Below are 23,928 nucleotides of genomic sequence, written 5' to 3'. Positions count from 1 at the left end.
ACCGGAGAACACACCATGCTCAAAGTCACCGACATGTACACGGCCTATGGCCAGAGCGAAGCGCTGCACGGCATCTCCTTCGAAGGACACAAGAACGAGACGGTTGCCATCATGGGCCGCAATGGCATGGGCAAGACCACGCTGTTCAAGAGCCTCATGGGTGTGCTGCCGCTGAAGTCCGGTCGCATCGAAGTCGCGGGCCAGGACGTCTCGAAAGACGAAAGCTACAAGCGCGTCGCCAAGGGCATTGCCTACGTGCCTCAGGGTCGCATGATCTTCCCCACCCTCACGGTGGAGGAAAACATCCAGACCGGCCTGGAGAACTCCAGAACCAAGCAGATTCCGGACGAGATCTACGCGCTGTTCCCCGTGCTGTGGGACATGCGCCGGCGCAAGGGCGGCAACCTCTCGGGCGGGCAGCAGCAGCAGCTGGCGATTGCCCGCGCCTTGGTTACCGACCCCAAGGTGCTGCTGCTCGACGAACCGACCGAAGGCATCCAGCCTTCCATCATCAAGGACATCGCCAAAGCGCTTAACGAGATCCGCAAGTTGCGCGAGATCACCATCGTTGTGTCCGAGCAGGTGCTGTCCTTTGCCATGGACGTGGCCGACCGCCTGTTCGTCATCGAAGGCGGCCGCCTCGTGCACGAGACGCTGCGCGAGCAGACCGACGTCAATCGCATCAAGTCCTATCTCTCTGTCTGAAATCCATCCCTTTGATCCATCCGTTTTCTTTCGTCCTCAAGGAGCATCGCCATGGCTGACACCCTCATCAAAGTTGATCTGACCCAACCCGCCCCCAGCAACCCGCTGGTGCACAACCGCTGGCACCCGGACATCCCGATTGCCGTGTGGGTCAAGCCAGGCGACGACTTCATCCTCGAGACCTACGACTGGACCGGCGGCTATATCAAAAACAACGACAGTGCGGACGACGTGCGTGACGTCGACCTCACCACCGTGCACTACCTCTCAGGCCCGGTGGGCGTGCAGGGCGCAGAACCTGGCGACCTGCTGGTGGTGGACCTGCTGGACATCGGCGCCAGGGACGACAGCCAGTGGGGCTTCAACGGCTTTTTCAGCAAGCAGAACGGCGGCGGCTTCCTGACGGACCACTTCCCCCTGGCGCAGAAGTCGATCTGGGACTTCAACGGTATGTTCACCAAGAGCCGCCACGTGCCGGGCGTGGAATACGCCGGCCTGATCCACCCGGGTCTGATCGGCTGCCTGCCCGACAAGAAGATGCTCGACGAGTGGAACAAGCGCGAGGCCGAACTGATCGCCACCGACCCCGACCGAGTGCCCAGCCTGGCCAACCCACCCTTTGCGGCCACCGCGCACTGCGGCAAGGCCCAGGGGGATGTTGCCAACAGAGTGGCCGCCGAAGGCGCACGCACCGTGCCGCCTCGCGAGCACGGTGGCAACTGCGACATCAAGGACCTGTCGCGCGGCTCGCGCATCTTCTTCCCGGTCTATGTGGATGGCGGCGGCTTGAGCGTGGGCGACCTGCACTTCAGCCAGGGCGACGGTGAGATCACCTTCTGCGGTGCTATCGAGATGGCAGGCTGGGTCCACATGCGCGTCAACCTCATCAAGGGCGGCGTGGCCAAGTACGGTATCAAGAACCCGATCTTCAAGCCCAGCCCGATCACGCCCAACTACAAGGACTACCTGATCTTCGAAGGTGTCTCGGTCGACGAGCAAGGCAAGCAGCACTACCTGGATGTGACCGTGGCCTACCGCCAGGCCTGCCTGAACGCCATCGAATACCTGAAGAAGTTCGGCTACAGCGGCGCCCAGGCCTACTCCATCCTCGGCACAGCGCCGGTGCAGGGCCACATCAGCGGTGTGGTGGACGTGCCCAACGCCTGCGCCACGCTGTGGCTGCCAACCGAGATCTTCGACTTCGACATCAACCCCACGGCGGCCGGCCCGGTGAAGTTCATCGACGGCAGCGTGCAGATGCCGATCTCACCCGACAAGAAGTAAGCCCCAGGAGCCCTGCATGCCCACCTATGACTACGCCTGTCCGGCCTGCGGCGGCTTCGAAGCGCTGCGCAGCCTGTCGCAGCGCGATGAGCCTTGCAGCTGCCCGGACTGCGGCACTGCCTCCACGCGCGTGTTCGTGGCCGCACCACGCCTGGCCTGCCTGAGCAGCGAGACGCGCCGCGCGCACGAGACCAACGAACGGGCATCGCATGCCCCGCGTTCCTCGCGCGATGGCTCGTACGGGCGGCTCAAGCACCCGGCAGGGTGTGGCTGTTGCTCGACCAGCGGCAAGCATGGGGCCACGGTGACGGCGCCCAATGGCGCCAAGGCCTTTCCCTCCAAGCGGCCTTGGATGATCAGTCACTGAGGTTTCTTCTTTGCCGTCGTGCTTCTTTATGTGCGCCTCTTCTTCCCCTCCCTATCCCCCCGCAGGGGTGGAAAGGGCGGGGGGGATAGGGGGTGGAAAAAGCGGCCTCTCATACCAACCCAATAAACGAAACACTCACTCCGAAGGAGTAAAGACATGATCCACGGCGATATTTCCAGCAGCAACGACACCGTCGGCGTTGCCGTTGTCAACTACAAGATGCCGCGCCTGCACACCAAGGCCGAAGTGCTGGCCAATGCACGCAAGATCGCCGACATGGTGGTCGGCATGAAGCAGGGCCTGCCCGGTATGGACCTGGTGATCTTCCCCGAGTACAGCACCCACGGCATCATGTACGACGCCAAGGAGATGTACGACACCGCCGCCGCCGTGCCGGGCGAGGAGACCGCCATCTTTGCCGAGGCCTGCCGCAAGGCCAAGGTCTGGGGCGTTTTCTCGCTCACCGGCGAACGCCATGAAGAGCACCCGAACAAGGCGCCCTACAACACACTCATCCTGATGAACGACCAGGGCGAGATCGTGCAGAAGTACCGCAAGATCATGCCCTGGGTGCCGATCGAAGGCTGGTACCCCGGCAACTGCACCTATGTGAGCGAAGGCCCCAAGGGCCTGAAGGTCAGTCTCATCATCTGCGACGACGGCAACTACCCCGAGATCTGGCGCGACTGCGCCATGAAGGGCGCCGAACTCATCGTGCGCTGCCAGGGTTACATGTACCCGGCCAAAGACCAGCAGGTGCTGATGGCCAAGGCCATGGCCTGGGCCAACAACAGCTACGTGGCCGTGGCCAACGCCACCGGCTGGGATGGCGTCTACAGCTACTTCGGCCACAGCGCGCTCATCGGCTTCGACGGCCGCACGCTGGGTGAATGCGGGGAAGAGGAAATGGGCGTGCAGTATGCAGCGCTGTCCAAGAGCCTGATCCGCGACTTCCGCAAGAACGGCCAGAGCGAGAACCACCTGTTCAAGCTGCTGCACCGTGGCTACACCGGCAAGATCAATTCCGGCGAAAGCGGGGATGACGCCAAGGGGGTAGCCGCCTGCCCGTATGAGTTCTACGGCAAGTGGATCAGCGACCCCGAAGGCACACGCAAGCAGGTCGAGTCGTTCACGCGCTCCACCGTCGGCACGGCCGAGTGCCCGATTGACGGCATTCCGAACGAAGCCCCCAGCCACCGCTGAGCTACCACCGCCGGCCCGCAGCCCGGGCCGGCATGTCCCCTGTTGTCCCGAGGCTGCGCCGTGTCTGCTCCTGTCCCTGTCTCCGATCCGCTCGCGGCCTACCGCATCAACGAAGCACCCTACTACCGCCCATGCAGTGGCGAGGTGGCTCTGTACCAGCACGCCTACGCCCACCGCCTGCCGCTCATCCTCAAGGGGCCGACCGGCTGCGGCAAGACACGCTTCGTGGAGTACATGGCCTGGACGCTCGGCCGCCCGCTGGTGACACTGGCCTGCAACGAGGACATGACGGCGGCCGACCTGGTGGGTCGCTGGCTGCTCGACGCCGACGGCACGCGCTGGCACGACGGGCCGCTCACGCTGGCGGCGCGCCATGGCGCGATCTGCTACCTCGACGAGGTGGTGGAGGCGCGCCAGGACACCACGGTGGTCATCCACCCGCTGACCGACGCGCGCCGCATGCTGCCGCTGGACCGCAAGGGCGAGCTGGTGCACGCCCACCCGGACTTCCAGCTCGTGGTCTCCTACAACCCGGGCTACCAGAGCGCGGCCAAGGACATGAAGCCGTCCACGCGCCAGCGCTTCGCGGCGCTGGAGTTCGACTACCCCGACGCGACGGTGGAAACCGAGATCGTGGCGCACGAGGCTGGTATCGACGCCGCGCTGGCCGCGCAACTGGTCGGCGTGGCGCAGGGCTCGCGTGCGCTGCGCCAGCAGGGCCTGGACGAAGGCATCTCCACCCGTATGCTCATCTATGCCGGCATCCTGATCCGCGACGGCGTGGCCCCGCGCGACAGCTGCGAGATGACAATGACGCGCGCGCTGACCGACGACCCGGACCTGCTGGCCGCGTTGCGCCAGCTCGTGGATGCCCACTTCCCCTGAGCCGCGATGTACCGCGATGTACCGGGCCGACGCTGACACGCCCACCCTTGCCGCGCTGGGCCTGCTGCTCGGTGGCCTGAGCCGGCGCACGCTCACGCTGCAAACACTGGCCGGCGCCTCCCCATCGCCGTCTGCGGCTCCGCGCGCCGTGCTCAGTACGACGCACCTGCTGCTGCCAGCGGCGGTCATGCAGGATGCCACGCTGGCACGCGCGGCCATTGCCCACGCAGCGGCGCACCTGCTGTATTCGTCACAGGCCCAGTCTGCGGGCACGCTCAAGCCACTGGGCCTGGCCGTGGCGTCAATGGTCGAGGATGCGCGCGTTGAAGCGCTGTTGATGCAGCGCCTGCCCGGCGTGCGCCGCTGGTTCCTGCAGGCCCAGCCGGCGCACGACCCGCACGGGCTGGACGTGCCCAGCCTGCTGGCCCGCCTGGGCCGCGCGCTGCTCGACGGCCACTACGCCGACGGCAACCACTGGGTGCACAAGGGCCGCACACTGTTTGCCGCCACCCGCCATGACCACGGTCTGGCGGACCACGCCGCCTTCCGGCGCCTGGCCTCCATCCTCGCCAACGACCTGGGCCAGATGCGCGTGCGGCTAGACCCGCAGCAGTGCGTGGTGCCGGCCGCCTACCGCGACGACCATAGCTACCTCTGGCAACACGGCGCCACGGCCGACGACACCACCGAAGCGCTGCAGGTACCCGCCGCGCCACCCCCGCCCGCCGACGCGTCAGTGGCCGACACTCCGCCGACCGATGCCGAAGAACAACCCATCGACGAGGGCATCTGCCACCTCTACCCGGAATGGGACTACCGCCTGCAGCGCGAACGCACCGACTGGTGCACCGTGCGCGAGGTAGTGCCCCCGGCCGCAACACTTCACGGCTTGCCGCCCGCCGCCGAGCCCGCCACGCCCTGGCGCAGCCGGCGCCGTCTGAGCCGCAACCAGCGCCTGCGCCGGCAGTGGGAAGGTGAAGACCTCGATCTCGACGCCGCCATCGATGTGCAGGTGGAACGGCGCCTGGCGCTGGCTCCCGATGGGCGGTTGTTCGTGCGCCCCGGCATCGAGGCGCCGCGCTGCAGCGTGCTGGTGTTGCTCGACCTGTCGGCCTCCACCGGCGACGTTGCCGCCGGCAGCACGCAGCCCTTGCTGGCCGTCGAGCAGCAGGCAGCGCTGCTGCTGGCGCGTGCCGCCCAGGCCGGGCACGACCGCATCGCCATCCACGGCTTTGCCTCCAACACCCGCGCTGCGGTGCAATACCTGCGGCTGCTGGACTTCGGCACGCCGCTGGATGCGGCGCACACCCAGCGCATCCTGGGCACCCGCGCTGCCGGGTCCACCCGCATCGGCGCTGCGCTGCGCCATGCCACGCGCTGCCTGCTGGCCGAGCCCGCCGGCCCGCGCGCCATCGTGCTCATCACCGACGGCGCACCGTCGGACATCGACATGTTCGATGCCCGCTACCTGACCGAGGATGCCCGCGCCGCCGTGCTGGCCGCGCGGCGCCTGGGCGTGCAGTGCCATGGCCTGGTGGTCGACCCCGGGGCTGACGCCTACGTACGCCGCATCTTCGGCTGGCGTAACTACCGCGTGGCCCTGACCGCCGCCCAGTTGCCGCGCCAGTTGGGCGAACTCTACGACCGACTGGCAGCACGCTGAGCCCCGGCATTAACCCACCTCGTCTTGCACTCCAACATGGTGCGCAGCACCACTGTGGTGCGCGCTGGCGTGCGCACCAAGCACGGGCGTGCCCGCGGCCTCGCCATCCCGCGGGCGCCCTGGCGGCCACAAGAAGGCGGCACGGCAATTGCATGAACGAGCGCCATGGAACCGCCCCCGCGTTCGGCCTGCCTTGACAGCCGCGCGGTCTGATGTGGAAGCGAAGCGATATGGAACTGACTCCCCGCGAAAAAGACAAGCTGCTGATCTTCACCGCCGCCCTGCTGGCCGAGCGCCGCAAGGCCCGGGGGCTGAAGCTCAACTACCCCGAGGCGGTGGCCCTGATCAGCGCCGCCGTGATGGAAGGCGCACGCGACGGCAAGACCGTGGCGCAGCTCATGAGCGAAGGCCGCACCGTGCTCACGCGTGACGATGTGATGGACGGCATCCCCGAGATGATTCCGGACATCCAGGTCGAGGCCACCTTTCCCGATGGCACCAAGCTGGTCACCGTACACCAGCCGATCGTCTGAACCCCCTTCTACTTTCTATCCCCCCTCTTCTCTCTGTGGAGCCCCCATGCGCATCGCCTTCTCACACCGCCACACAGCCGCTCTTTTTTTAATAGCTGCCAGCGCAATCAGCACGGGCGCCAGCGCCCATACAGGCGCTGAATCGCACATCCACAACAGCTTTCTGAGCGGCTTGGCCCATCCCCTGTTCGGTCTGGACCACCTGGCTGCCATGGTGGCCGTGGGCCTGTGGAGCGCACTGGCCGCCCGCAGCGCCGGGCGCGACCTGCTATGGGGCCCCGTGGGCTTTGCGGCCATGCTGCTGGTGGGCGCAGTGCTGGGCCTGCAGGGCGTGGTGCTGCCAGCGGTGGAGCCGATGATTGCCGCGTCGCTGCTGATCACCGGCTTGCTGGTCGTGTCGCGCCTGCGCGTGCCCGGGCTGGTGGCGGCGCTGGGTGTGGGCGTGTTTGCCGTCTTCCACGGCGTGGCCCATGGCTTTGAGCTGGCAGGCAGCGCCAGCGCCTGGCAAACATTGGCGGGCATGCTCACGGCTACCGTGCTGCTGCACAGCGCAGGCCTGGCTGCGGGCTGGGCGCTGCGCCACCGCCATGTGTGGCTGGCCCGCGCTGCTGGCGCAGGTGTTGCAGCGTTTGGTGGCGTGCTGCTGGCGCAAATGGCCTGAGCCCTCCCTGCAAGGAGCCTTCATGATCCCCGGCGAACTCATCACCGAACCCGGCGAGCACGTGCTCAACGCGGGCCGCCGCACCGTCACGCTGGTGGTGCGCAACACCGGCGACCGGCCCATCCAGGTCGGCTCGCACTACCACTTTGCCGAAACGAACAACGCCCTGGGCTTTGACCGCGCCGCTGCACGCGGCATGCGGCTGAACATTGCCTCGGGCACCGCCGTGCGCTTTGAGCCCGGGCAGGAGCGCACCGTGGAGCTGGTGGACTACGCAGGCGAGCGCAAGGTGTATGGCTTTCAGGGCCTGACGCAGGGCGCGCTTTGAACATTGAAACAAATCGACCTCTAGCGCTTATTGGATAAGCGCGAGCAGCTATCAAAACCATAGTAAACCGTTCTAGCGGAGCACCCCCATGGCAACCATTGGACGACGCGCCTATGCCGAAATGTTCGGCCCCACCGTGGGCGACCGGCTGCGCCTGGCCGACACCGAGCTGATCCTCGAAGTCGAAGCCGACTACACCCTGCGCGCAGGCAGCTACGGCGAAGAGGTGAAATTTGGCGGCGGCAAGACCATCCGCGACGGCATGGCGCAAAGTCAGCGCAGCAATGCCCAGGGCGCTGTGGATACCGTGCTGACCAATGCGCTTGTTGTCGATCACACCGGCATCTTCAAGGCCGACATCGGCCTCAAAGCGGGCCGCATCGCGGCCATTGGCAAGGCAGGCAACCCCGACACACAGCCGGGCGTGGACATCATCATCGGCCCCGGCACCGAGGTCATCAGCTGCGAGGGCAACATCGTCACCGCGGGCGGCATCGACAGCCACATCCACTTCATCTGCCCGCAGCAGATTGAAGAGGCCTTGGCCAGCGGCGTGACCACCATGCTGGGCGGCGGCACCGGCCCCGCCACCGGCACGCTGGCCACCACCTGCACGTCCGGCCCCTTCAACATGGAGCGCATGCTGCAGGCGGCCGATGCCTTCCCCATGAACCTGGGCTTCCTCGGCAAGGGCAACGCCAGCCTGCCCGATGCGCTGCACGAGCAGATCAACGCAGGTGCCATTGGCCTCAAGCTGCACGAAGACTGGGGCACCACGCCCTCGGCCATCAGCAACTGCCTGGATGTGGCGGACGAAACCGACACGCAGGTCGCCATCCACAGCGACACGCTCAACGAATCAGGCTTTGTGGAGAACACCATCGCCGCCGTGGCCGGGCGCGGCATCTGCGCCTTCCACACCGAAGGCGCGGGCGGCGGGCACGCGCCAGACATCCTGCGCGTGGTGGGCGAAGACAACTTCTTGCCATCGTCCACCAACCCCACCATGCCCTACACGCACAACACGCTGGACGAGCATGTGGACATGCTCATGGTCTGCCACCACCTCGATGCCAGCATTGCGGAGGACCTGGCCTTTGCCGAAAGCCGTATCCGCAAAGAGACCATCGCCGCCGAAGACATCCTGCACGACCTGGGTGCCATCAGCATGATGAGCAGCGACAGCCAGGCCATGGGCCGGGTGGGCGAAGTCATCCTGCGCACCTGGCAAACCGCGCACAAGATGAAGGTGCAGCGCGGCAGCCTGCAAGGCGACAACGCCCGGAACGACAACACGCGCATCAAGCGCTACGTGGCCAAGTACACCATCAACCCCGCCATTGCGCACGGCATTGCCCACGAGGTGGGCTCGCTCGAAGTCGGCAAATGGGCCGACATCGTGATCTGGAAGCCCGCTTTCTTTGGCGTCAAACCTGCGCTCATCCTCAAAGGCGGGCTGATCGCCATGGCCGCGATGGGCGACCCGAATGCTTCCATCCCCACGCCCCAGCCCGTGCACTACCGCCCCATGTTCGGCGCGTTTGGCGGGGCCATTGCCAAGACCTCGCTCACCTTTGTGTCGCAAGCGGGGCTGACCGCAGGCATTGGCGAGCGCTTTGGCCTGCGCAAGACGCTCAGCGCGGTGCGCAATATCCGTGGCGTGCGCAAGCAGCACATGGTGCACAACAGCTACGCCCCCAAGATGGAGGTGGACGCGCAGACCTACACCGTGCGCGCCGACGGCCAGCTGCTCACCTGCGAGCCCGCCACGGTGCTGCCCATGGCGCAGCGGTACTTTTTGTTCTGAGCAACGCAGGCCGCCCACGCACCGCACATGCCGGGGCCACAATGCGCGTTTTGTTGATTGCCTGTTGCGACGGAAACCCATGCTCCAAGTCTCCAAACTTCTCCCCCAGGGCCAAGGTCTTGCGCCCGTCCTGCTCAAGCGCGCCACCACCGTCGAACTCGACTGGGACGTGCGCCAGAAAAGCCGCTTTGCCGCCACCGACTCGGCCGGGCGCGAACTCGGCATCTTCCTGCCACGCGGCACGCTGGTGCGCGGCGGCGATGTGCTGGTGGCCGAAGACGGCTCCATGGTCCGCGTGATTGCAGCGCCCCAGCCGGTGCTGGTCATTACCCACTGCCAACACCACGGTACGCCGTTCGACCTGACCCGCGCCGCCTACCACCTGGGCAACCGCCATGTGCCCATCGAGCTGCAGCCCGACCACCTCAAAATCGAACCCGACCATGTGCTGGCCGACATGCTGCGCGCGATGCACCTGATCGTGACGGAGCAGAACATGGCGTTTGAGCCCGAAGGCGGTGCTTATGCAGCAGGGCATGGTGGTGGACACAGCCATGGGGGGCATGGACATGGCGACGATCATCACCACGGTCACGGCCAGGGCCACTCACATGACCATGACCATGACCATACCCACGATCATGGACATACCCACGAACACAGCCATGCAGCTGCGCCCGCCACAGCCCCGGCCCGTGGGCGCACCGTGTCCATCCCCGTAGTGGCCCAGGGGCATGTGCACGGCCCCGACTGCAACCACGACCACTGACCCCCCGCTCCATGCGCCTGGACCGCCCCACGCCTCTGCCTGCCGCCAGCTTCTTGCAGCTGATGTGGCTGGCCTCGCCCGCGCTGCCCGTGGGTGGGTTCTCTTACTCCGAAGGGCTGGAAAGCGCCATTGAAAACGCGGGCCTCGCCAGCGAAGCCGCCGTGGGCGACTGGCTGCTGGATCAGCTCCACATCACCCAGGCGCGCGGCGACATGGCCCTCATCGCCAAGGCCGTGGGCGCTTGGCGGCGCGGCGACATGGGGCATGTGAAAGAACTCAACGACTGGGTGCTCCACACCCGCGAAACCAGCGAGCTGCGCCTGCAGACCGAGCAAATGGGCCGGTCCATGGCCGACTGGCTGCGCAACCAGTACCAAGGCGACGAGGCCCTGATGCCCGCCGTGCGGCACCTGGCCGCCCTGCCCCCCACCTACCCCGTGGCCTTCGCCCTGGCCGCATCCATCACCCAGGCCCCGGTACGCGAAGTGCTGCTGGCCTACGCCTTTGGCTGGGCCGAGAACATGGTGCAGGCCGCACTCAAATCCATGCAACTGGGCCAAAGCGCAGGCCAGCGCATCCTGGCCCGGCTGGCTGCGGCCATTCCGCTGGCCGCAGACCACGCCGCCAGCCTGATGGACAGCGAGCGCCAGGCGTTTTCGCCCATGCTGGCCATTCTGAGCGCCCAGCACGAAGTGCAATATTCAAGACTTTTTCGCTCCTAGCGCAAGCAGGATCAGCGCAAGCAGCTATCTATTTAATAGCAAATGACGCCATCACCCACACCATGACCACCGCACTGCACCACATCCCGAACCGCACCAAAAACCTGCCCCCCCTGCGCGTGGGCATCGGCGGCCCCGTAGGGTCCGGCAAAACCACGCTGCTGGAAATGCTGTGCAAAGCCATGCGCGATGACTACGACCTCATCGCCATCACCAACGACATCTACACCAAGGAAGACCAGCGCCTGCTCACCGTCAGCGGCGCGCTTCCGCCTGAGCGCATCCTGGGCGTGGAAACCGGCGGCTGCCCCCACACGGCCATCCGCGAGGATTGCTCCATCAATTTGGAGGCCATCGACCGCATGCTGGGCGAGTTCCCCAACGCCGACATCGTGTTTGTGGAAAGCGGCGGCGACAACCTGGCAGCCACCTTCAGCCCCGAGCTGAGCGACCTCACCATCTACGTCATCGACGTGGCTGCTGGCGAAAAAATCCCCCGCAAGGGCGGCCCCGGCATCACCAAAAGCGACCTGTTCGTCATCAACAAAACCGACCTGGCCCCCCACGTGGGCGCCAACCTGGAGGTGATGCGCGCCGACACCGAGCGCATGCGCAAGACAGCGCAAGGCCTCAAGCCCTTCGTGATGACCAACCTCAAGACACAGTCTGGCCTGGACGAGGTCGTGAGATTTATCGAGAAGAGCGGCTTGCTCAAGGCCTGAGTGCATCGCTCACGGTGGACACCAGCACGTGGGCTGCTGAACACCGGGGCTTTGCTCCACAGAGATCACTCCACCGTGACGCTCTTGGCCAGGTTACGAGGCTTGTCCACATCCGTCCCTCGCGCGCAGGCCGTGTGGTAGGCCAGCAGCTGCAGCGGCACCACGTGCAGCAACGGGCTGAGGGCGCCGTAGTGTTCGGGCATGCGGATCACGTGCAGGCCTTCGGCGCTTTCGATGTGGGTGTCGGCGTCGGCCAGCACATAAAGCACACCGGCGCGGGCGCGCACTTCCTGCATGTTGCTCTTGAGCTTTTCCAGCAGGGCGTCGTTGGGCGCCACGGTGACCACGGGCATGCTGCTGGTGACCAGCGCGAGGGGGCCGTGTTTGAGTTCGCCTGCGGGGTAGGCCTCGGCGTGGATGTAGCTGATTTCCTTGAGCTTGAGCGCGCCTTCGAGCGCAATGGGGTAGTGCAGGCCCCGGCCCAGGAAGAGTGCGTTTTCCATGCGCGCAAAGTCTTCGGCCCAGCTGATGAGCTGCGGCTCCAGCGCCAGCACGGCCTGCAGGGCTATGGGCAGGTGGCGCATGGCTTTGAGGTGCTCGGCCTCTTGGGCTTCGGTCAGGCGCCCCTTGCTTTGGGCCAGCGCCAAGGTCAGCAGGAACAAGCCCGCGAGCTGCGTGGTGAAGGCCTTGGTGCTGGCCACGCCAATCTCGACCCCGGCGCGGGTGATGTAGGCGAGCTTGCACTCACGCACCATGGCGCTGGTGGCCACGTTGCAGATGGTGAGCGTGTGCTGCATGCCCAGCGACTGCGCGTGGCGCAGCGCGGCCAGGGTGTCGGCGGTTTCGCCGCTTTGGCTGATGGTGACGACCAGGGTGCGCGGGTTGGGCACGCTGGTGCGGTAACGGTATTCGCTGGCCACTTCCACCTGGGTGGGAATGCCCGCGATGTCTTCCAGCCAGTACTTGGCGGTGCAGCCGCTGTAGTAGCTGGTGCCGCAGGCCAGGATGAGGACGTTGTCGATTTCCTTGAATACGCGCCACGCGGCGGCACCGGGCTCGCCGTGCAGGCCTGCGCCGTCAAACAGTTCGGGCACGATGCCTTCCACGCCTTCGAGCGTGTCGGCAATGGCGCGCGGCTGCTCGAAGATTTCCTTTTGCATGTAGTGGCGATACGGCCCCAGCTCGGCCGCGCCGCTGTGGGCCAGCACAGTGCGCACGGGGCGTTCGGCGGGCGTCAGCGCCTGGCGCGTGGCCGCACCCTGGGCCACGATCCAGTAGCGGCCCAGTTGCAGATCCACCAGGTCACCCTCTTCCAGGTAAACGATCTGATCGGTCACGCCCGCCAGGGCCATGGCGTCGCTGGCCAGGAAGTGTTCCGAGCCGTCTTTGCCTACGCCCAGGATGAGCGGCGAGCCTGCGCGTGCGCCCACCACGCGGTGGGGTTCGTCCTTGTGGATGACGGCGATGGCGTAAGCGCCGTGCAGCTGTGCCACAGCGGCCTGCACCGCCTCAAACAAATCGCCCTGGTAGAGGCTGTCCACCAGGTGGGCGATGACTTCGGTGTCCGTCTGGCTCACAAACACGTAGCCACGGGCCTGCAGGGCGGCGCGCAGTTCTTCGTGGTTTTCGATGATGCCGTTGTGCACCAGCGCCACACGGCCTGGCTGGCTGGCGGCATCGCCCGTGCCGTGGCTGAAATGCGGGTGGGCGTTGTGCATGGCCGGTGCGCCGTGCGTGGCCCAGCGGGTGTGGGCGATGCCGGTGGCGCCGTCCAGGTGCTCGGCGGTCACTTGTTCCAGCAGTTCGGCCACGCGGGCGGTGCTGCGGGCGCGCTGCAGGCCACCCTGGGGCGTGCCGTTGCGCGACGCATCAAGGCTGGCGGCGTGCACTGCCACACCGCAGGAGTCATAGCCGCGGTATTCGAGCCGTTGCAGGCCCTGCACAAGGATGGGAACGATGTTGCGCGTGGATACCGCGCCGACGATGCCGCACATGGATGGTGCCTCCGATAAAACCAATGCGACGGATGGTAGGCAGGCGTCGGAGAAATATGCAGTTGATTTTTCAATGAAAGTGAAATTTAATTTCTACATCCATCCGTTCAGAAATAATATTTCATAATCAACTCTTTTATGCAATCAATCACCCTCGATGCCATCGACCTGCAACTGCTGGACTTGCTGCAGCACGATGCCGCCCAAAGCAACCAGGCCTTGGCCGAGCGGGTGCACGTATCGCCCCCCACCTGCCTGCGGCGCGTGAAGCGGCTGCACGATGTGGGCCTGATCGAGCGGCAGGTGGCCCTGCTGCAGCCCGACCGGCTGGCCGCCGTGCAGGGCCACGGGCTGGCCTGCATTGTGGAAGTGAGCCTGGACCGCCAGAGCGCCGAGGCGCTGGACGCCTTTGAAGCCCGCGCCGTGGCCGATGTTGAGGTGCAGCAGTGCTGGCGCGTGTCGCCGGGGCCCGACTTTGTGCTGGTGGTGCACACGCGCGATATGCCAGGCTACTTGGCGTTGTCGCAGAGGCTGTTCACCGCCGATGCGAACGTGCGCAACGTCAAGGCGTTCTTCAGCACCAAGCGGGCAAAATTTGAAACAAAAGTGCCGCTATCGCTTAACCCATAAGCGCCAGCAGCTATATTTTCAATAGCAAATCAAACTGCCGCCGCAGGCCACTCCACCCGCACCGTGCAGCCCTGCCCCACCGCCGCCGTGGCCGTGATGTGGGCGCCGTGGCGTTCGGCAATGGCGCGGCACACGGCCAGGCCTGCGCCCACGCCGTCAAATTCGGTTTCGCGGTGCAGGCGCTGGAAGATGCCAAACAGGCCTGCAGCGCGCTCGGGGTTGAAGCCCGCGCCGTTGTCTTGCACTTCCCACGCCACCCAGCCTGCGCCGCGCGCTGCGGGCACGGTGCGCACCGCAATGCCGGGGGCTGGCTGGTGCTGGCTGAATTTGAGGGCGTTGCCCAGCACCTGCACCAGCAGCTCGTGCAGCAGGGCCGGGTCGGCCTGCACGGTGGGCACGTCGGCGGCCACACTCCATTGCGCGGCCTCTGCCATGGGCAGCGCGGCCCGGGCTTTTTCTATCGCACCGGCCAATGCCACCGGCTGCAGCTGCAGCGGCGCACGGCCCACGCGAGACAAAGCCAGCAGCCCATCCAACATCTGTGCCATGCGGCGGGCCGATTGCTCCATGGTGCCGACGAACTCTTGCGCTTCTTGCAGCGCCGGACTTTGCAGCACATCGGCAGGCAGGTCGCCCAGCACCTCGCGCACCAGCTTACCGTACGACGTGATGTGGCGCAGCGGCGCACGCAGGTCGTGCGAAACCACGCGCAAAAACTCCTCCTGCGCAGCCGCCATGTCGGCCACCTGCCGCTGGCTGGCGGCCAGCGCGGCGCGCAACTGCTCAGGGGTCATGTCTGCACCAGCCACTTTCACCTCCTGCCACCAGCCACAGAAGCGCGCACGGCGCAACGAGGCACCAACGCGCCATGCACGAAGACACAGGCGAGGACAGCCAGCAAGGGCCGCCCCGCAGCAAAGGCTGTCGTCCCCCTGGAGGGGGAAGGCGCAAAGCGCCTCAGGGGGTGCCTCATTTTTTTGGGCGTTGCCAGTTGGCAATGCTGACTTGCTTGCCGCGGGCCACGCTCAGCGCGCCGGGCTCGGTGCTCTTGGTGATGGTGCTGCCACCACCCACCGTGCCACCAGCGCCGATGGTGACGGGCGCCACCAGCACGCAGTTGCTGCCGATGTGCACATCCGCTTCAATCACCGTGCGGTGCTTGTTGGCGCCGTCGTAGTTGGCGGTGATGCTGCCTGCGCCGTAGTTCACGCGCTCGCCCACCGTGGCGTCGCCCAGGTAGGCCAGGTGGTTGGCCTTGGCGCCGTCGGCCAGCGTGCTGTTCTTCACCTCCACAAAGTTGCCGATGTGCACCTCGCGGCCCAGCTGCGCGCCGGGGCGCAGGCGGGCAAAGGGACCGATCAGCGCGCCTTCGCCCACGGTGGCGCCGGTCTTTTCGCCGTCGATGTGGGTGTAGGGGTGGATGACTGCGCCTGCCGCAATGCGCGCATTGGCAATGCAGCAGTTCGCGCCAATGCTCACGCCCTCGCCCAGTTCCACGCGGCCAGTGAACACGCAGTTCACGTCGATCTCCACATCCTGGCCGCAGACCAGCTCCCCACGCACGCCGGTGCGGGTGTCGTCGCGCAGGTCAAAGCGGGCAGGGTCGGCCAGGCGCACGCCTTGCTCCATCAAGGCGCGGGCCTGGCGCAGCTGGTGGGCGCGCTCCAGCTCGGCCAGTTGCAGGGGGCTGTTCACGCCCGCCACCTGCAGGGCATCGGTGATGCGGTGGGCCACCACGGGCACGCCGTCGGCCACGGCCATGGCGACCACGTCGGTCAGGTAGTACTCGCCCTGGGCGTTGTGGTTCGTCAGCCGCGCCAGCCAGGGCGTGAGCAGGCGTGCGGGCACGGCCATGATGCCGCTGTACACCTCGGTGATGGCGCGTTGCGCATCGCTGGCGTCTTTGTGTTCGACGATGCCTTGCACGGCGCCATCGGCATTGCGCACGATGCGGCCGTAGCCGGTGGGGTCGGGCAGCGTGACGGTGAGCAGCGCCAGCCGCTCACCACCGCTGGCAGCCACCAGGGCGCGCAGGGTGTCGGCCTGGGTCAGGGGCACATCACCCGAGAGGACGACCGCCGTGCCGTCCGCAGGCAAATGGGGCACGGCCTGCTGCACGGCGTGGCCGGTGCCCAGTTGCGGCTCCTGCCGCACAAATTTCAAGTCAAAACTGCCTGTAGCGCCCGTAAATCCAGCGGTGGCCGCTTCTACTTCTGTAGCACCGTGGCCGGTGATGACGATGGCGCTGCGGGCTTGCAGGTGGGCTGCCTGGTCCAGAACATGGTGCAGCAGCGGGCGCCCGGCCAGGCGTTGCAGCACCTTGGGAGTGCGGCTTTTCATGCGCGTGCCCTTGCCGGCCGCCATGATGAGGATGTCGAGTGGAGTCATGAGAGCAAATCCGTGGGTGGGCGCAGCGGGCAGCCGCCGCGCGGGTTGCCGCTGATTATCGGGGCTGGCCCGCCACGCGTTGGCGCGCTATGTAAACAATAGCTGCCTGCGCTTTTACAGCGGGCGCCACAGGCACTTTTGCGTCATGCGGCGGCGTCTTGGCACCGCGCTACAGCAGGGGCAGCAGCCGGGGTGGCCGGTCGTAATACTCGGCAATGCGCGCCAGCGCCCGGGTGTTGAGCATGCGCAGCCGCCCGTTCTTGAGTTCGTGCAGACCCAAGACCGACAGGCGCCGCAGCGTCTTGTTGGTGTGCACCAGCGAGAGCCCCAGCGCATCGGCAATGTGCTGCTGGTTGAGCGGGAATGCCACCGAGCCGCCTTCCACCAGCCCGATGCGTTCCATGCGCCGGTACAGGTGCATGAGCAGCATGGCCACGCGCTCGGTGGCGTTGCGCCGGCCAGCCGTCAGCAGGTGGTCGTCCACATGGCCTTCTTCGTGCGCCGACAGCCAGGTGATGTCATAGCCCAGACGCGGGTGCTCGCGAAACAGCGTCCATAGGCCATCGCTGGGGAACACGCACAGCGTGCAATCGGTAAGCGCCTCCACCCCGTGCATCGAGGCATCGCCAAACTCCTGCTGCAAGCCCACCAGGTCGCCCGGCAGCAAGAAGTTCAGGATCTGGCGCCGCCCGTCGCTGAGCGTTTTGTAGCGAAACGCCCAGCCCGAATACAGCGTGAAAAGGCGGGCATTGTCCTGGTTTTCATGCACCACAGCGCCGCCTGCGGGCACCGTGGCCGTGTCTGCCCGAAAGCGCTGGATGAAGTCCAGCTGCTCGGGCTGGACAGGGGTGAACGCCCCGGTGCGCCGCAGCCTGCAGGCATCGCAGGCGGGCGGACAAGCGGAGGTGGGAAGGGTGGCGTTCATGGTGGCGCCATTCTAGGCAGGCGGCCGACGGTGCTGGCCCGCGCGCTGTGGGCATGGGCGCCACACATGCCGCTGGCGCTATGTCTTAGTACATTGCGGCGCGGTCAGGGCGCGTCTTATATTGGGCCGCTCTTATGAACACCGCACTCTACGAAGTCCTCTATGTGAGCACCCTCGCCCCCGACCAACCGCTGCAGGTGGTGGCCGAGATTGCGGCCCACGCCCGCCCGGCCAATGCCAGCATGGACATCACTGGCCTGCTGATCTTTGACGGCCAACGTTTTTGCCAGCAACTGGAAGGGCCGCAGAAGGCAGTGCTCAAACTGATGGAGCGCATCGGCGACGACACACGCCATGTGAACGTGGAAGTGGTGCACCACGGCCTGCTGGAGGCGCGGCGGTTTCGGGAGTTCAGCCTGGCATTCAGCACCGTAGAAGACGAAGAGGCCCTGGCGCGCTTGGAGCAACTGGACGGGCAAGCAGCGCTGGCCGCGTTCGACGTGGTGCGCGAATCGCTGGTGCTGTGAGCCGACACCACCTGCGCCAAACGCATCAAAAGCTATTATTTTGATAGCTAGTGGTGCTTGACAGTCAAGCGCTACAGCCATTTTTCATGCAAACCTCCTTTTCGCCTGGCGCTGCGGTGGCCATCACCCGGCCCAGGGCAAATCCTGCCAACCCCGCACCCAGCCGCCCCGCCACTGCCGTGACCTGGACCGCGGCTGCGCCTACGGCCCGCCCAGCACCAGCGAACGCTCTCCCCAGTTCTTGCAAGGGCTGCACCACGCCCAACTCCCAATCGCGGGCGGCGCGGGTGCGTGCTTGGTGGCGGTGGGGCTGCGGGGCCACATGGTCCCACCGGAAGAGCACGGGCGCGTCGCACTCTCCCGGCCATCCCCAGGGTTCCAGCACCACGTGCTGGCCCACGGCAACGGCCAGCGCATCGCCCGCCTGCAGTACCAGGTCTTGCGCGGGCGCTGCACCGCTCAACCAGACCCGGCCCCGGGCAATGCGCAACACCCCCGACTCACGCGGCTCGAGCGACAACGCCCGCCCGGGTGCCAGGCGCCAGCACCCCGCTGCCGCGCGGCGGTGCACCGAAGGCTGCGCGCAGGGTTGCAGTGGGGGAACAAGGGGGCGGGCTGGCATGGTCGGCTCCTAAATGAAAGAGTGGTCTAGGGATCCTCTTACATGGACGTCTCCAGAAGAGCAAGATTCGGCGGCGTGAAGGTCTGAAGGGTTTGCAGTCTTACATACGGCCTGTCGGTGCAGGGTGTTCGTCCTGCTGGCCCTGATGGCATTCGCGGGTGAGGCTCCTGTCTGCACATCGGGCTTGATGCCCTGTATCCCTATCGGATTGCCCCCACCCCGGTTTGACCTGTTGACCCATCACACAAGCTTCTTGCATGCTCTCCTTCAAAACGGTTTCCTAGCGTTTGGTGTTCTCAGTTCATTGTGGTGGTCTCAGGCTGCGGCGAGGTCGACCGGATTCCATCTCACCTGGTCAAAGGCCTTGCCTTTGACCAGGACTGCCCAGACTGTTCGGGCCAGCTTGTTGGCCAGCGCCGCGACCACCACGCTGTATGGGCGGCGCAGTAACAGTCTCTCGATCCAGCCGCTTCGCTGACTCCTGGCAATCACGGCGCGAGCGCCGTGCATCAGCATGGTCCTCACATAAGGGTCTCCGCGTTTGGATATCCCCAACTGCCGGGTCTTCCCTCCGGTGCCAGTCTGTCGGGGCGTCAGTCCCAGCCAGGCGGCGAATTGCCTGCCGGACTCGAAGCTGGACAGGTCGGTTGCAGTAGATACCAAGGCTGTCGCCGTCAACGGACCGATGCCCGGTATGGCTTGCAGTGCCAGCATGTGCTGGTTTTGCTTGACCATCGAGGCCAGCCGTTTGTCCAGCTGATCGATATCGCACTGCAGGCTGTCGATACGACGCAGTTGATCCTGAATGCTGACGACCACCACTTCTGGCAGCCGCTGTTCCTGGGCTTTGGCCAGTGCGTCCTGAACGAGCTTGAGCAATGCCCGGTGCCCCTCAGGCAGCACGATTCCGAACTCGTAGAGCAACCCGCGCAGCGCGTTGGTTTGCATGATGCGCACCTTCATGAGCTGAGCGCGCATACGGTGCAGTGTCAGGCAAGCTTGCTGCTGCTCGTTCTTGACAGGCACGGCCTTGATGTGAGGTTGCTGGGCCGCTACCCAGATGGCCTGGGCATCACGGGCGTCAGTCTTGTCGCGCAGCACAAAGGCGCGAACATGCTTGGCGGGCAGCAGCTTGACCTCATGTCCCAGCGTCTGCAGCGTTCTGGCCCAGTGGTGCGCACCGCCACAAGCCTCCATCGCGACGAGGGACTTCTGACGATTGGCAAAGAATGCGGTTACTCGATCACGCCTGAGCTTGTGCCGGGTGACCTCGCCTGTCTGGGCATCCACGACGTGCAGCTGGAACACGTGCTTGGCAATATCCATTCCGATGACTGGCAGCGTTGCAGTAAATTGCATGGTGGGGCCTCCGGTTCAAAGGTGGTTGCGACGAACTTCCACTTTGGCACTTTGATGCCGTTACCGCCAGGCCCCACCTTGTATCGGGTAACAGGCCGACGGCGCCAACGGCGGTGTAGGTGGAGACGTCCATGCCATCTGCACGCATCGAGCTGGCCAAGGGTGCGCTGCGGATCGGGATGGGCTGCAAGGCGCAAAACGCAGCAGACCGCCCGAGACCGCAGATGCACACGGCGCGGTGGTTTGTGCAGAGGGTCCATAGGCCCGCATCGTGCGCGCGCGGGCCTGCACAGTCCAATGACAACGCGCTACCCTATTGATTCCGATAGTGCATCAATCACACCCCATGACTCCTGCCGAAAACGCCCCCGCCATCGTCCGCACCCGGGCTGTTGCCACCGGCCACTGGCGCGCCTTTCTGGCCGTGGCCAAGCACCTCAACTTCCGCGCGGCGGCGGATGAATTGGCGCTCACCCAGTCGGCGGTCAGCCGGCAGATCCAGGCGCTGGAAGACGAGGTGGGCGTGCCTTTGTTCCTCCGCCACACGCGTGCGGTGGAGCTGACCAGCGCCGGGGCACAGCTGCACCGCGCCGTGGGGCCGGCCATTGAGCGCATGGACGCCGCCGTGCGGCTGGTGCGCCAGACGGCCGGGCGGCGCAGCGTGGCCATCACCACCTGGGCCAGCTTTGCATCGATGTGGCTCATCCCCCGGCTGGAGGAATTCCAGCGCGACCACCCCGGTATCGACATTCGCATTGATGCCAGCGACGCGCAGCTGGACCTGGACACCTCGGACGTGGACCTGGCACTGCGCTACAGCGTGCCCGGCCCCGCCACGCAAGGCGGCATGCGCCTGTTTGGCGAGCAGCTGGCCGTGGTGGCCAGCCCCTGGCTGCTCAAAGGCAAGCCCGAGCTGCGCACACCGGCCGACGTGGCACAGTTCACCCTGATCGAGGCCAGCGACGCGCACCGCTCCGCCCACCTGGAATGGCTGAGCTGGCGGCGCTGGCTGGACATCCACGGCGTGGACAAGCTGCAGCCCGAGCGCTGGCTGTATTTCAACTACGCGCACCAGATTGCCCAGGCCGCCCTGAGCGGCCAGGGGCTGGCGCTGTCGCGCATGCCCCTGATTGCCGACGCGCTGGCAGCGGGGGACCTGCTGGAGGTGCTGCCCCAGCACCGCATCGACACCCCGCTGGCCTACTGGCTCATGGTGGGCCCGCGTAGCGCACAGCGCCCCGAAGTCAAGGCGTTTTGCACCTGGCTGGCGGCGCAGGCTGAAATCACGCGTGCGGCCATTGGCGATGGGCCCGACCCCGACACGCAAGACCACCACGACTGAAAGGCCCCCGTGAAAACACCAGTCACCGCCGCAGCCTCTCGGAGGACACTTCGCACTGGCCATGGGCTGCCCCACCGCACCACCCGATCACACCAAGCCGGGGCACCCCGCTGACCACGGCCCCACCCCTGCCGCCACCATGCACCCGATCGAGGCCCGCAACGACAACTTTCGCCTGCTGATACGCCAGGCGTCGGCCTTGTGTGTGCTTGTGCACAGCCTGTACATCGCGCTTTTTGTGTGGGCCAAAGTCGATGCACTGGCCTGGCTGAATGTGGCCAGCGTGCTCACCCATTGCGTTGCGTTTTGGCTGTCGCGCACCGACCGCCACGTCAGGGCCGCATCCCTGGTGCTGATCGCCGAGATCACCGTGCACGCCATCGCCGCCACGGTGGTCATCGGCTGGGAGGCGGGCTTTCATTACCTGATGCTGCCCGTGGTGCCGGTGGCCATGCTGTCATCCAGCGAACACCGGATGACCAAGAACGCCATTGCGCTGTGCCTGTCTGCCATCTACCTGGGCCTGGACGGCTGGAGTGACAACAACCCACCTCAGTACCTTCTGGACGACACCGTGCTGGACTTGCTGCGCTACCAGAACATCGTCACGCTGCTGCTGGCCTTCATCGTCCTCTCGCGCGGCTACTACAACATGGTGACCCAGGCGCAGGCCGCGCTGGCAAAGGAAGCGTCCACCGACCCCCTCACTGGCGCCGTGAACCGCCGCCTGATGGACATGGGGCGCAGCGAAATGGCAAAGCAGCAGCAAGAGAGCCGCCCCTGGCCCTGCTGCTGTGTGACCTGGACCATTTCAAGCGCATCAACGACACCCATGGCCACCGCGCAGGAGACCTGGTGCTGCAGGATTTTTACCGCCGCGCACTGGGGGTGACCCGATCCACCGACACGATCTGCCGCTGGGGCGGCGAAGAGTTTCTGATTTTGCTGCCAGACACCCCCACCGCAGGGGCCCGCGACCTGGCAGAGCGCCTGCACCAGGCCGTTGTCACCGCCCCGTTCAGGGTGGGTTCAGGCAAAGTGTTGCATGTGACGGTGACCATCGGCGTGGCCGCCGTGCGCGCCGGCGAAGACTTGCTGGACGCAGTACACCGCGCAGATGCAGCGCTGTACCAGGGCAAGCAGCAAGGGCGCAACCAGGTCGTGCTGAGCCAAGCGCCCACGGGGCAAGATGCGCTGCCGGAGCGGGCGCGCAGCCCTGCCATGCGGCAGGACTGAGCCCGCAAAAAAACCGGTCAGGTCAGCCCAGCGTCACGCGGGCAAACTTGCGCTTGCCCACTTGCACGACATAGGTGCCAGCCTCCAGCTTCAAGCCCTTGTCGCTGACCACACCGCCATCCACACGCACGCCGCCGCCGTCGATCAAACGGTTGGCCTCGCTGGTCGATGGCGCCAGATTGGCCTGCTTGAGCAAGGCGCCAATACCCAGAGGTGCGCCGGACAACGCCACATCAGGAATATCGTCGGGCACGCCGCCCTTGCTGCGGTTGATGAAGTCTTGCTCGGCCGCATCGGCCGCTGCAGCGCTGTGGAAGCGGGCCGTGATCTCCTTGGCAAGCGCCACCTTCGCATCCTTGGGGTTGCGCCCGCCCGCCACTTCGGCCTTGAGCGCGGCGATCTCGTCCAGGCTCTTGAAGGACAACAAGGTGTACCAGTCCCACATCAGGGTGTCCGAAATCGACAGCACCTTCGCAAACATGGTGTTGGCGTCTTCGGTGATGCCGATGTAGTTGTTCTTGGACTTGGACATCTTGTCCACGCCATCGAGCCCCACCAAGAGCGGCATGGTGAGCACGCACTGCGGCTCCTGGCCATACTCCTGCTGCAAATGGCGGCCCATCAGCAGATTGAATTTCTGGTCCGTGCCGCCCAGCTCCAGGTCGCTCTTGAGGGCCACCGAGTCATAACCCTGCAGCAGGGGGTAGAGGAATTCATGCAGGCTGATCGAGCTGCCATCGGTGAAGCGCTGGTGGAAGTCGTTGCGCTCCATCATGCGGGCCACCGTGTACTTGGCCGACAGCTGGATCATGCCGCGCGCGCCCAGGGCGTCACACCACTCGCTGTTGTAGCGAATCTCGGTGCGGGCGGGGTCCAGCACCTTGGCGGCCTGGGTGTAATAGGTTTCTGCGTTGAACTTGATCTGCTCGGGCGTGAGCGGCGGGCGCGTGCTGTTGCGGCCCGAAGGATCACCGATCAGCGTCGTGAAATCGCCGATCAGAAAAATCACCTGGTGGCCCAGATCCTGCAGCTGCCGCATCTTGTTGAGCACCACGGTGTGGCCGATGTGGATGTCAGGTGCCGTGGGGTCCAGGCCGAGCTTGATACGCAGGGGCTTGCCCGTGGATTCGGAGCGCGCCAGCTTCTTGGCCCACTCGTCCTGCGGCAGCAACTCTTCCACACCCCGCAGCGAGACTTCCAGGGCCTTTCGTACACCATCGGACAGCGGGCTTGTTGTAACAGCAGATTGATTCATA

The 23,928-nt window shown here is 65.8% G+C and carries 25 protein-coding genes; 18 read left to right on the top strand and 7 right to left on the bottom strand.

The genetic code is table 11. The features are described 5' to 3' along the window. Positions 1–15: 15 nt before the first annotated feature. From urtE to ureG, 13 genes are all read left to right on the top strand, one after another. A complete protein-coding gene (gene urtE, locus BDD18_RS12320) occupies positions 16–705 on the top strand; it encodes an urea ABC transporter ATP-binding subunit UrtE (protein WP_044397000.1) in 690 nt (229 codons plus the stop codon). Positions 706–756: 51 nt separating this feature from the next. Further along, positions 757–1,989: a formamidase gene (fmdA, locus tag BDD18_RS12315; RefSeq protein WP_066696757.1), complete on the top strand. Its 1,233-nt coding sequence runs from the start codon at positions 757–759 to the stop codon at positions 1,987–1,989. A gap of 16 nt (positions 1,990–2,005) precedes the next feature. Then, positions 2,006–2,356 (top strand): FmdB family zinc ribbon protein, encoded by a 351-nt coding sequence (locus BDD18_RS12310; RefSeq protein ID WP_142083478.1) that lies wholly within the window; start codon positions 2,006–2,008, stop codon positions 2,354–2,356. Positions 2,357–2,512: 156 nt separating this feature from the next. Further along, the gene (locus BDD18_RS12305) at positions 2,513–3,559 is read left to right on the top strand and encodes an aliphatic amidase (protein WP_054254879.1); all 1,047 of its coding nucleotides are present in this window, start codon (positions 2,513–2,515) and stop codon (positions 3,557–3,559) included. 60 nt (positions 3,560–3,619) lie between these two features. Further along, positions 3,620–4,444: a CbbQ/NirQ/NorQ/GpvN family protein gene (locus BDD18_RS12300; protein WP_211360749.1), complete on the top strand. Its 825-nt coding sequence runs from the start codon at positions 3,620–3,622 to the stop codon at positions 4,442–4,444. Further along, positions 4,428–6,107, top strand: coding sequence for a nitric oxide reductase activation protein NorD (locus tag BDD18_RS12295; RefSeq protein WP_244939077.1), 1,680 nt, complete (start codon positions 4,428–4,430; stop codon positions 6,105–6,107). The genes BDD18_RS12300 and BDD18_RS12295 overlap by 17 nt, the downstream gene beginning before the upstream one ends. 230 nt (positions 6,108–6,337) lie before the next feature. Beyond that, positions 6,338–6,640, top strand: coding sequence for an urease subunit gamma (locus tag BDD18_RS12290; protein WP_066694819.1), 303 nt, complete (start codon positions 6,338–6,340; stop codon positions 6,638–6,640). Between the two features lie 46 nt (positions 6,641–6,686). Next, a complete protein-coding gene (locus tag BDD18_RS12285) occupies positions 6,687–7,301 on the top strand; it encodes a HupE/UreJ family protein (RefSeq protein ID WP_142083476.1) in 615 nt (204 codons plus the stop codon). A 22-nt stretch (positions 7,302–7,323) separates the two neighbouring features. After that, positions 7,324–7,629: an urease subunit beta gene (locus tag BDD18_RS12280; protein ID WP_066694813.1), complete on the top strand. Its 306-nt coding sequence runs from the start codon at positions 7,324–7,326 to the stop codon at positions 7,627–7,629. A gap of 88 nt (positions 7,630–7,717) precedes the next feature. Next, the gene (ureC, locus tag BDD18_RS12275; protein WP_142083474.1) at positions 7,718–9,436 is read left to right on the top strand and encodes an urease subunit alpha; all 1,719 of its coding nucleotides are present in this window, start codon (positions 7,718–7,720) and stop codon (positions 9,434–9,436) included. Between the two features lie 79 nt (positions 9,437–9,515). Next, a complete protein-coding gene (gene ureE, locus BDD18_RS12270) occupies positions 9,516–10,205 on the top strand; it encodes an urease accessory protein UreE (RefSeq protein ID WP_142083472.1) in 690 nt (229 codons plus the stop codon). Between the two features lie 11 nt (positions 10,206–10,216). Beyond that, complete coding sequence (locus BDD18_RS12265) at positions 10,217–10,927, top strand: urease accessory protein UreF (protein WP_066784564.1); 711 nt, start codon at positions 10,217–10,219, stop codon at positions 10,925–10,927. 62 nt (positions 10,928–10,989) lie between these two features. Beyond that, a complete protein-coding gene (gene ureG / locus BDD18_RS12260; RefSeq protein ID WP_142083470.1) occupies positions 10,990–11,649 on the top strand; it encodes an urease accessory protein UreG in 660 nt (219 codons plus the stop codon). Between the two features lie 65 nt (positions 11,650–11,714). Here the strand turns inward: ureG and glmS are convergent, their stop codons facing one another. Continuing rightward, positions 11,715–13,643, bottom strand: coding sequence for a glutamine--fructose-6-phosphate transaminase (isomerizing) (gene glmS, locus BDD18_RS12255; RefSeq protein ID WP_142083468.1), 1,929 nt, complete (start codon positions 13,641–13,643; stop codon positions 11,715–11,717). 138 nt (positions 13,644–13,781) lie between these two features. On the opposite strand from glmS, the gene BDD18_RS12250 reads away from it, so the two are divergent. Then, a complete protein-coding gene (locus BDD18_RS12250) occupies positions 13,782–14,273 on the top strand; it encodes an Lrp/AsnC family transcriptional regulator (protein WP_142083466.1) in 492 nt (163 codons plus the stop codon). 29 nt (positions 14,274–14,302) lie between these two features. Here the strand turns inward: BDD18_RS12250 and BDD18_RS12245 are convergent, their stop codons facing one another. From BDD18_RS12245 to BDD18_RS12235, 3 genes are all read right to left on the bottom strand, one after another. Continuing rightward, positions 14,303–15,067 carry a sensor histidine kinase gene (locus tag BDD18_RS12245; protein WP_142083464.1) on the bottom strand — a complete coding sequence of 255 codons (765 nt, stop codon included), beginning with the start codon at positions 15,065–15,067 and terminating at the stop codon, positions 14,303–14,305. Positions 15,068–15,242: 175 nt separating this feature from the next. Beyond that, the gene (glmU, locus tag BDD18_RS12240; protein ID WP_142083463.1) at positions 15,243–16,661 is read right to left on the bottom strand and encodes a bifunctional UDP-N-acetylglucosamine diphosphorylase/glucosamine-1-phosphate N-acetyltransferase GlmU; all 1,419 of its coding nucleotides are present in this window, start codon (positions 16,659–16,661) and stop codon (positions 15,243–15,245) included. A gap of 169 nt (positions 16,662–16,830) precedes the next feature. Next, a complete protein-coding gene (locus BDD18_RS12235; protein ID WP_142083461.1) occupies positions 16,831–17,586 on the bottom strand; it encodes a Crp/Fnr family transcriptional regulator in 756 nt (251 codons plus the stop codon). A gap of 134 nt (positions 17,587–17,720) precedes the next feature. Here BDD18_RS12235 and BDD18_RS12230 point away from each other — a divergent pair, with 134 nt between their 5' ends. Beyond that, entirely contained in the window at positions 17,721–18,113 is a 393-nt protein-coding gene (locus BDD18_RS12230) for a BLUF domain-containing protein (protein ID WP_142083459.1), read from the top strand. A 64-nt stretch (positions 18,114–18,177) separates the two neighbouring features. On the opposite strand, the gene BDD18_RS12225 is transcribed toward BDD18_RS12230, so the two are convergent. Both BDD18_RS12225 and BDD18_RS12220 read right to left on the bottom strand, forming a co-directional pair. Next, positions 18,178–18,735: a DUF2917 domain-containing protein gene (locus BDD18_RS12225; protein ID WP_142083457.1), complete on the bottom strand. Its 558-nt coding sequence runs from the start codon at positions 18,733–18,735 to the stop codon at positions 18,178–18,180. Positions 18,736–19,050: 315 nt separating this feature from the next. Next, complete coding sequence (locus BDD18_RS12220; RefSeq protein WP_066695817.1) at positions 19,051–20,094, bottom strand: IS110 family RNA-guided transposase; 1,044 nt, start codon at positions 20,092–20,094, stop codon at positions 19,051–19,053. Positions 20,095–20,440: 346 nt separating this feature from the next. Between BDD18_RS12220 and BDD18_RS12215 the strand changes: the two genes are divergently transcribed. From BDD18_RS12215 to BDD18_RS12205, 3 genes are all read left to right on the top strand, one after another. Then, positions 20,441–21,436: a LysR substrate-binding domain-containing protein gene (locus BDD18_RS12215; protein ID WP_142083455.1), complete on the top strand. Its 996-nt coding sequence runs from the start codon at positions 20,441–20,443 to the stop codon at positions 21,434–21,436. A 61-nt stretch (positions 21,437–21,497) separates the two neighbouring features. Beyond that, positions 21,498–22,328: a hypothetical protein gene (locus BDD18_RS12210; RefSeq protein WP_142083454.1), complete on the top strand. Its 831-nt coding sequence runs from the start codon at positions 21,498–21,500 to the stop codon at positions 22,326–22,328. Then, positions 22,217–22,672 (top strand): diguanylate cyclase domain-containing protein, encoded by a 456-nt coding sequence (locus tag BDD18_RS12205; RefSeq protein ID WP_142083452.1) that lies wholly within the window; start codon positions 22,217–22,219, stop codon positions 22,670–22,672. Before BDD18_RS12210 ends, BDD18_RS12205 begins: the two co-directional genes overlap by 112 nt. A gap of 22 nt (positions 22,673–22,694) precedes the next feature. Here the strand turns inward: BDD18_RS12205 and tyrS are convergent, their stop codons facing one another. Further along, on the bottom strand, positions 22,695–23,927 hold the full coding sequence (tyrS, locus tag BDD18_RS12200; protein ID WP_142083450.1) for a tyrosine--tRNA ligase: 1,233 nt from the start codon (positions 23,925–23,927) through the stop codon (positions 22,695–22,697). Between the last annotated feature and the right edge of the window lies 1 nt (position 23,928).

This window comes from Acidovorax temperans, from assembly GCF_006716905.1.
Taxonomy (GTDB): domain Bacteria; phylum Pseudomonadota; class Gammaproteobacteria; order Burkholderiales; family Burkholderiaceae_C; genus Acidovorax; species Acidovorax temperans.
The sequence above is the reverse complement of the archived record's forward strand: the minus strand, read 5'-3'. Positions and strand labels throughout refer to the sequence as shown.

What these genes read in the sequence shown, in the direction of transcription:
- urtE (WP_044397000.1), top strand. Translation starts at nt 16, where the DNA reads ATGCTCAAAGTCACCGACATGTACACGGCCTATGGCCAGAGCGAAGCG.
- fmdA (WP_066696757.1), top strand. Translation starts at nt 757, where the DNA reads ATGGCTGACACCCTCATCAAAGTTGATCTGACCCAACCCGCCCCCAGC.
- BDD18_RS12310 (WP_142083478.1), top strand. Translation starts at nt 2,006, where the DNA reads ATGCCCACCTATGACTACGCCTGTCCGGCCTGCGGCGGCTTCGAAGCG.
- BDD18_RS12305 (WP_054254879.1), top strand. Translation starts at nt 2,513, where the DNA reads ATGATCCACGGCGATATTTCCAGCAGCAACGACACCGTCGGCGTTGCC.
- BDD18_RS12295 (WP_244939077.1), top strand. Translation starts at nt 4,428, where the DNA reads ATGCCCACTTCCCCTGAGCCGCGATGTACCGCGATGTACCGGGCCGAC.
- BDD18_RS12290 (WP_066694819.1), top strand. Translation starts at nt 6,338, where the DNA reads ATGGAACTGACTCCCCGCGAAAAAGACAAGCTGCTGATCTTCACCGCC.
- BDD18_RS12285 (WP_142083476.1), top strand. Translation starts at nt 6,687, where the DNA reads ATGCGCATCGCCTTCTCACACCGCCACACAGCCGCTCTTTTTTTAATA.
- BDD18_RS12280 (WP_066694813.1), top strand. Translation starts at nt 7,324, where the DNA reads ATGATCCCCGGCGAACTCATCACCGAACCCGGCGAGCACGTGCTCAAC.
- ureC (WP_142083474.1), top strand. Translation starts at nt 7,718, where the DNA reads ATGGCAACCATTGGACGACGCGCCTATGCCGAAATGTTCGGCCCCACC.
- ureE (WP_142083472.1), top strand. Translation starts at nt 9,516, where the DNA reads ATGCTCCAAGTCTCCAAACTTCTCCCCCAGGGCCAAGGTCTTGCGCCC.
- BDD18_RS12265 (WP_066784564.1), top strand. Translation starts at nt 10,217, where the DNA reads ATGCGCCTGGACCGCCCCACGCCTCTGCCTGCCGCCAGCTTCTTGCAG.
- ureG (WP_142083470.1), top strand. Translation starts at nt 10,990, where the DNA reads ATGACCACCGCACTGCACCACATCCCGAACCGCACCAAAAACCTGCCC.
- glmS (WP_142083468.1), bottom strand. Translation starts at nt 13,643, where the DNA reads ATGTGCGGCATCGTCGGCGCGGTATCCACGCGCAACATCGTTCCCATC.
- BDD18_RS12250 (WP_142083466.1), top strand. Translation starts at nt 13,782, where the DNA reads ATGCAATCAATCACCCTCGATGCCATCGACCTGCAACTGCTGGACTTG.
- BDD18_RS12245 (WP_142083464.1), bottom strand. Translation starts at nt 15,067, where the DNA reads ATGACCCCTGAGCAGTTGCGCGCCGCGCTGGCCGCCAGCCAGCGGCAG.
- glmU (WP_142083463.1), bottom strand. Translation starts at nt 16,661, where the DNA reads ATGACTCCACTCGACATCCTCATCATGGCGGCCGGCAAGGGCACGCGC.
- BDD18_RS12235 (WP_142083461.1), bottom strand. Translation starts at nt 17,586, where the DNA reads ATGAACGCCACCCTTCCCACCTCCGCTTGTCCGCCCGCCTGCGATGCC.
- BDD18_RS12230 (WP_142083459.1), top strand. Translation starts at nt 17,721, where the DNA reads ATGAACACCGCACTCTACGAAGTCCTCTATGTGAGCACCCTCGCCCCC.
- BDD18_RS12225 (WP_142083457.1), bottom strand. Translation starts at nt 18,735, where the DNA reads ATGCCAGCCCGCCCCCTTGTTCCCCCACTGCAACCCTGCGCGCAGCCT.
- BDD18_RS12220 (WP_066695817.1), bottom strand. Translation starts at nt 20,094, where the DNA reads ATGCAATTTACTGCAACGCTGCCAGTCATCGGAATGGATATTGCCAAG.
- BDD18_RS12215 (WP_142083455.1), top strand. Translation starts at nt 20,441, where the DNA reads ATGACTCCTGCCGAAAACGCCCCCGCCATCGTCCGCACCCGGGCTGTT.
- BDD18_RS12210 (WP_142083454.1), top strand. Translation starts at nt 21,498, where the DNA reads ATGGGCTGCCCCACCGCACCACCCGATCACACCAAGCCGGGGCACCCC.
- tyrS (WP_142083450.1), bottom strand. Translation starts at nt 23,927, where the DNA reads ATGAATCAATCTGCTGTTACAACAAGCCCGCTGTCCGATGGTGTACGA.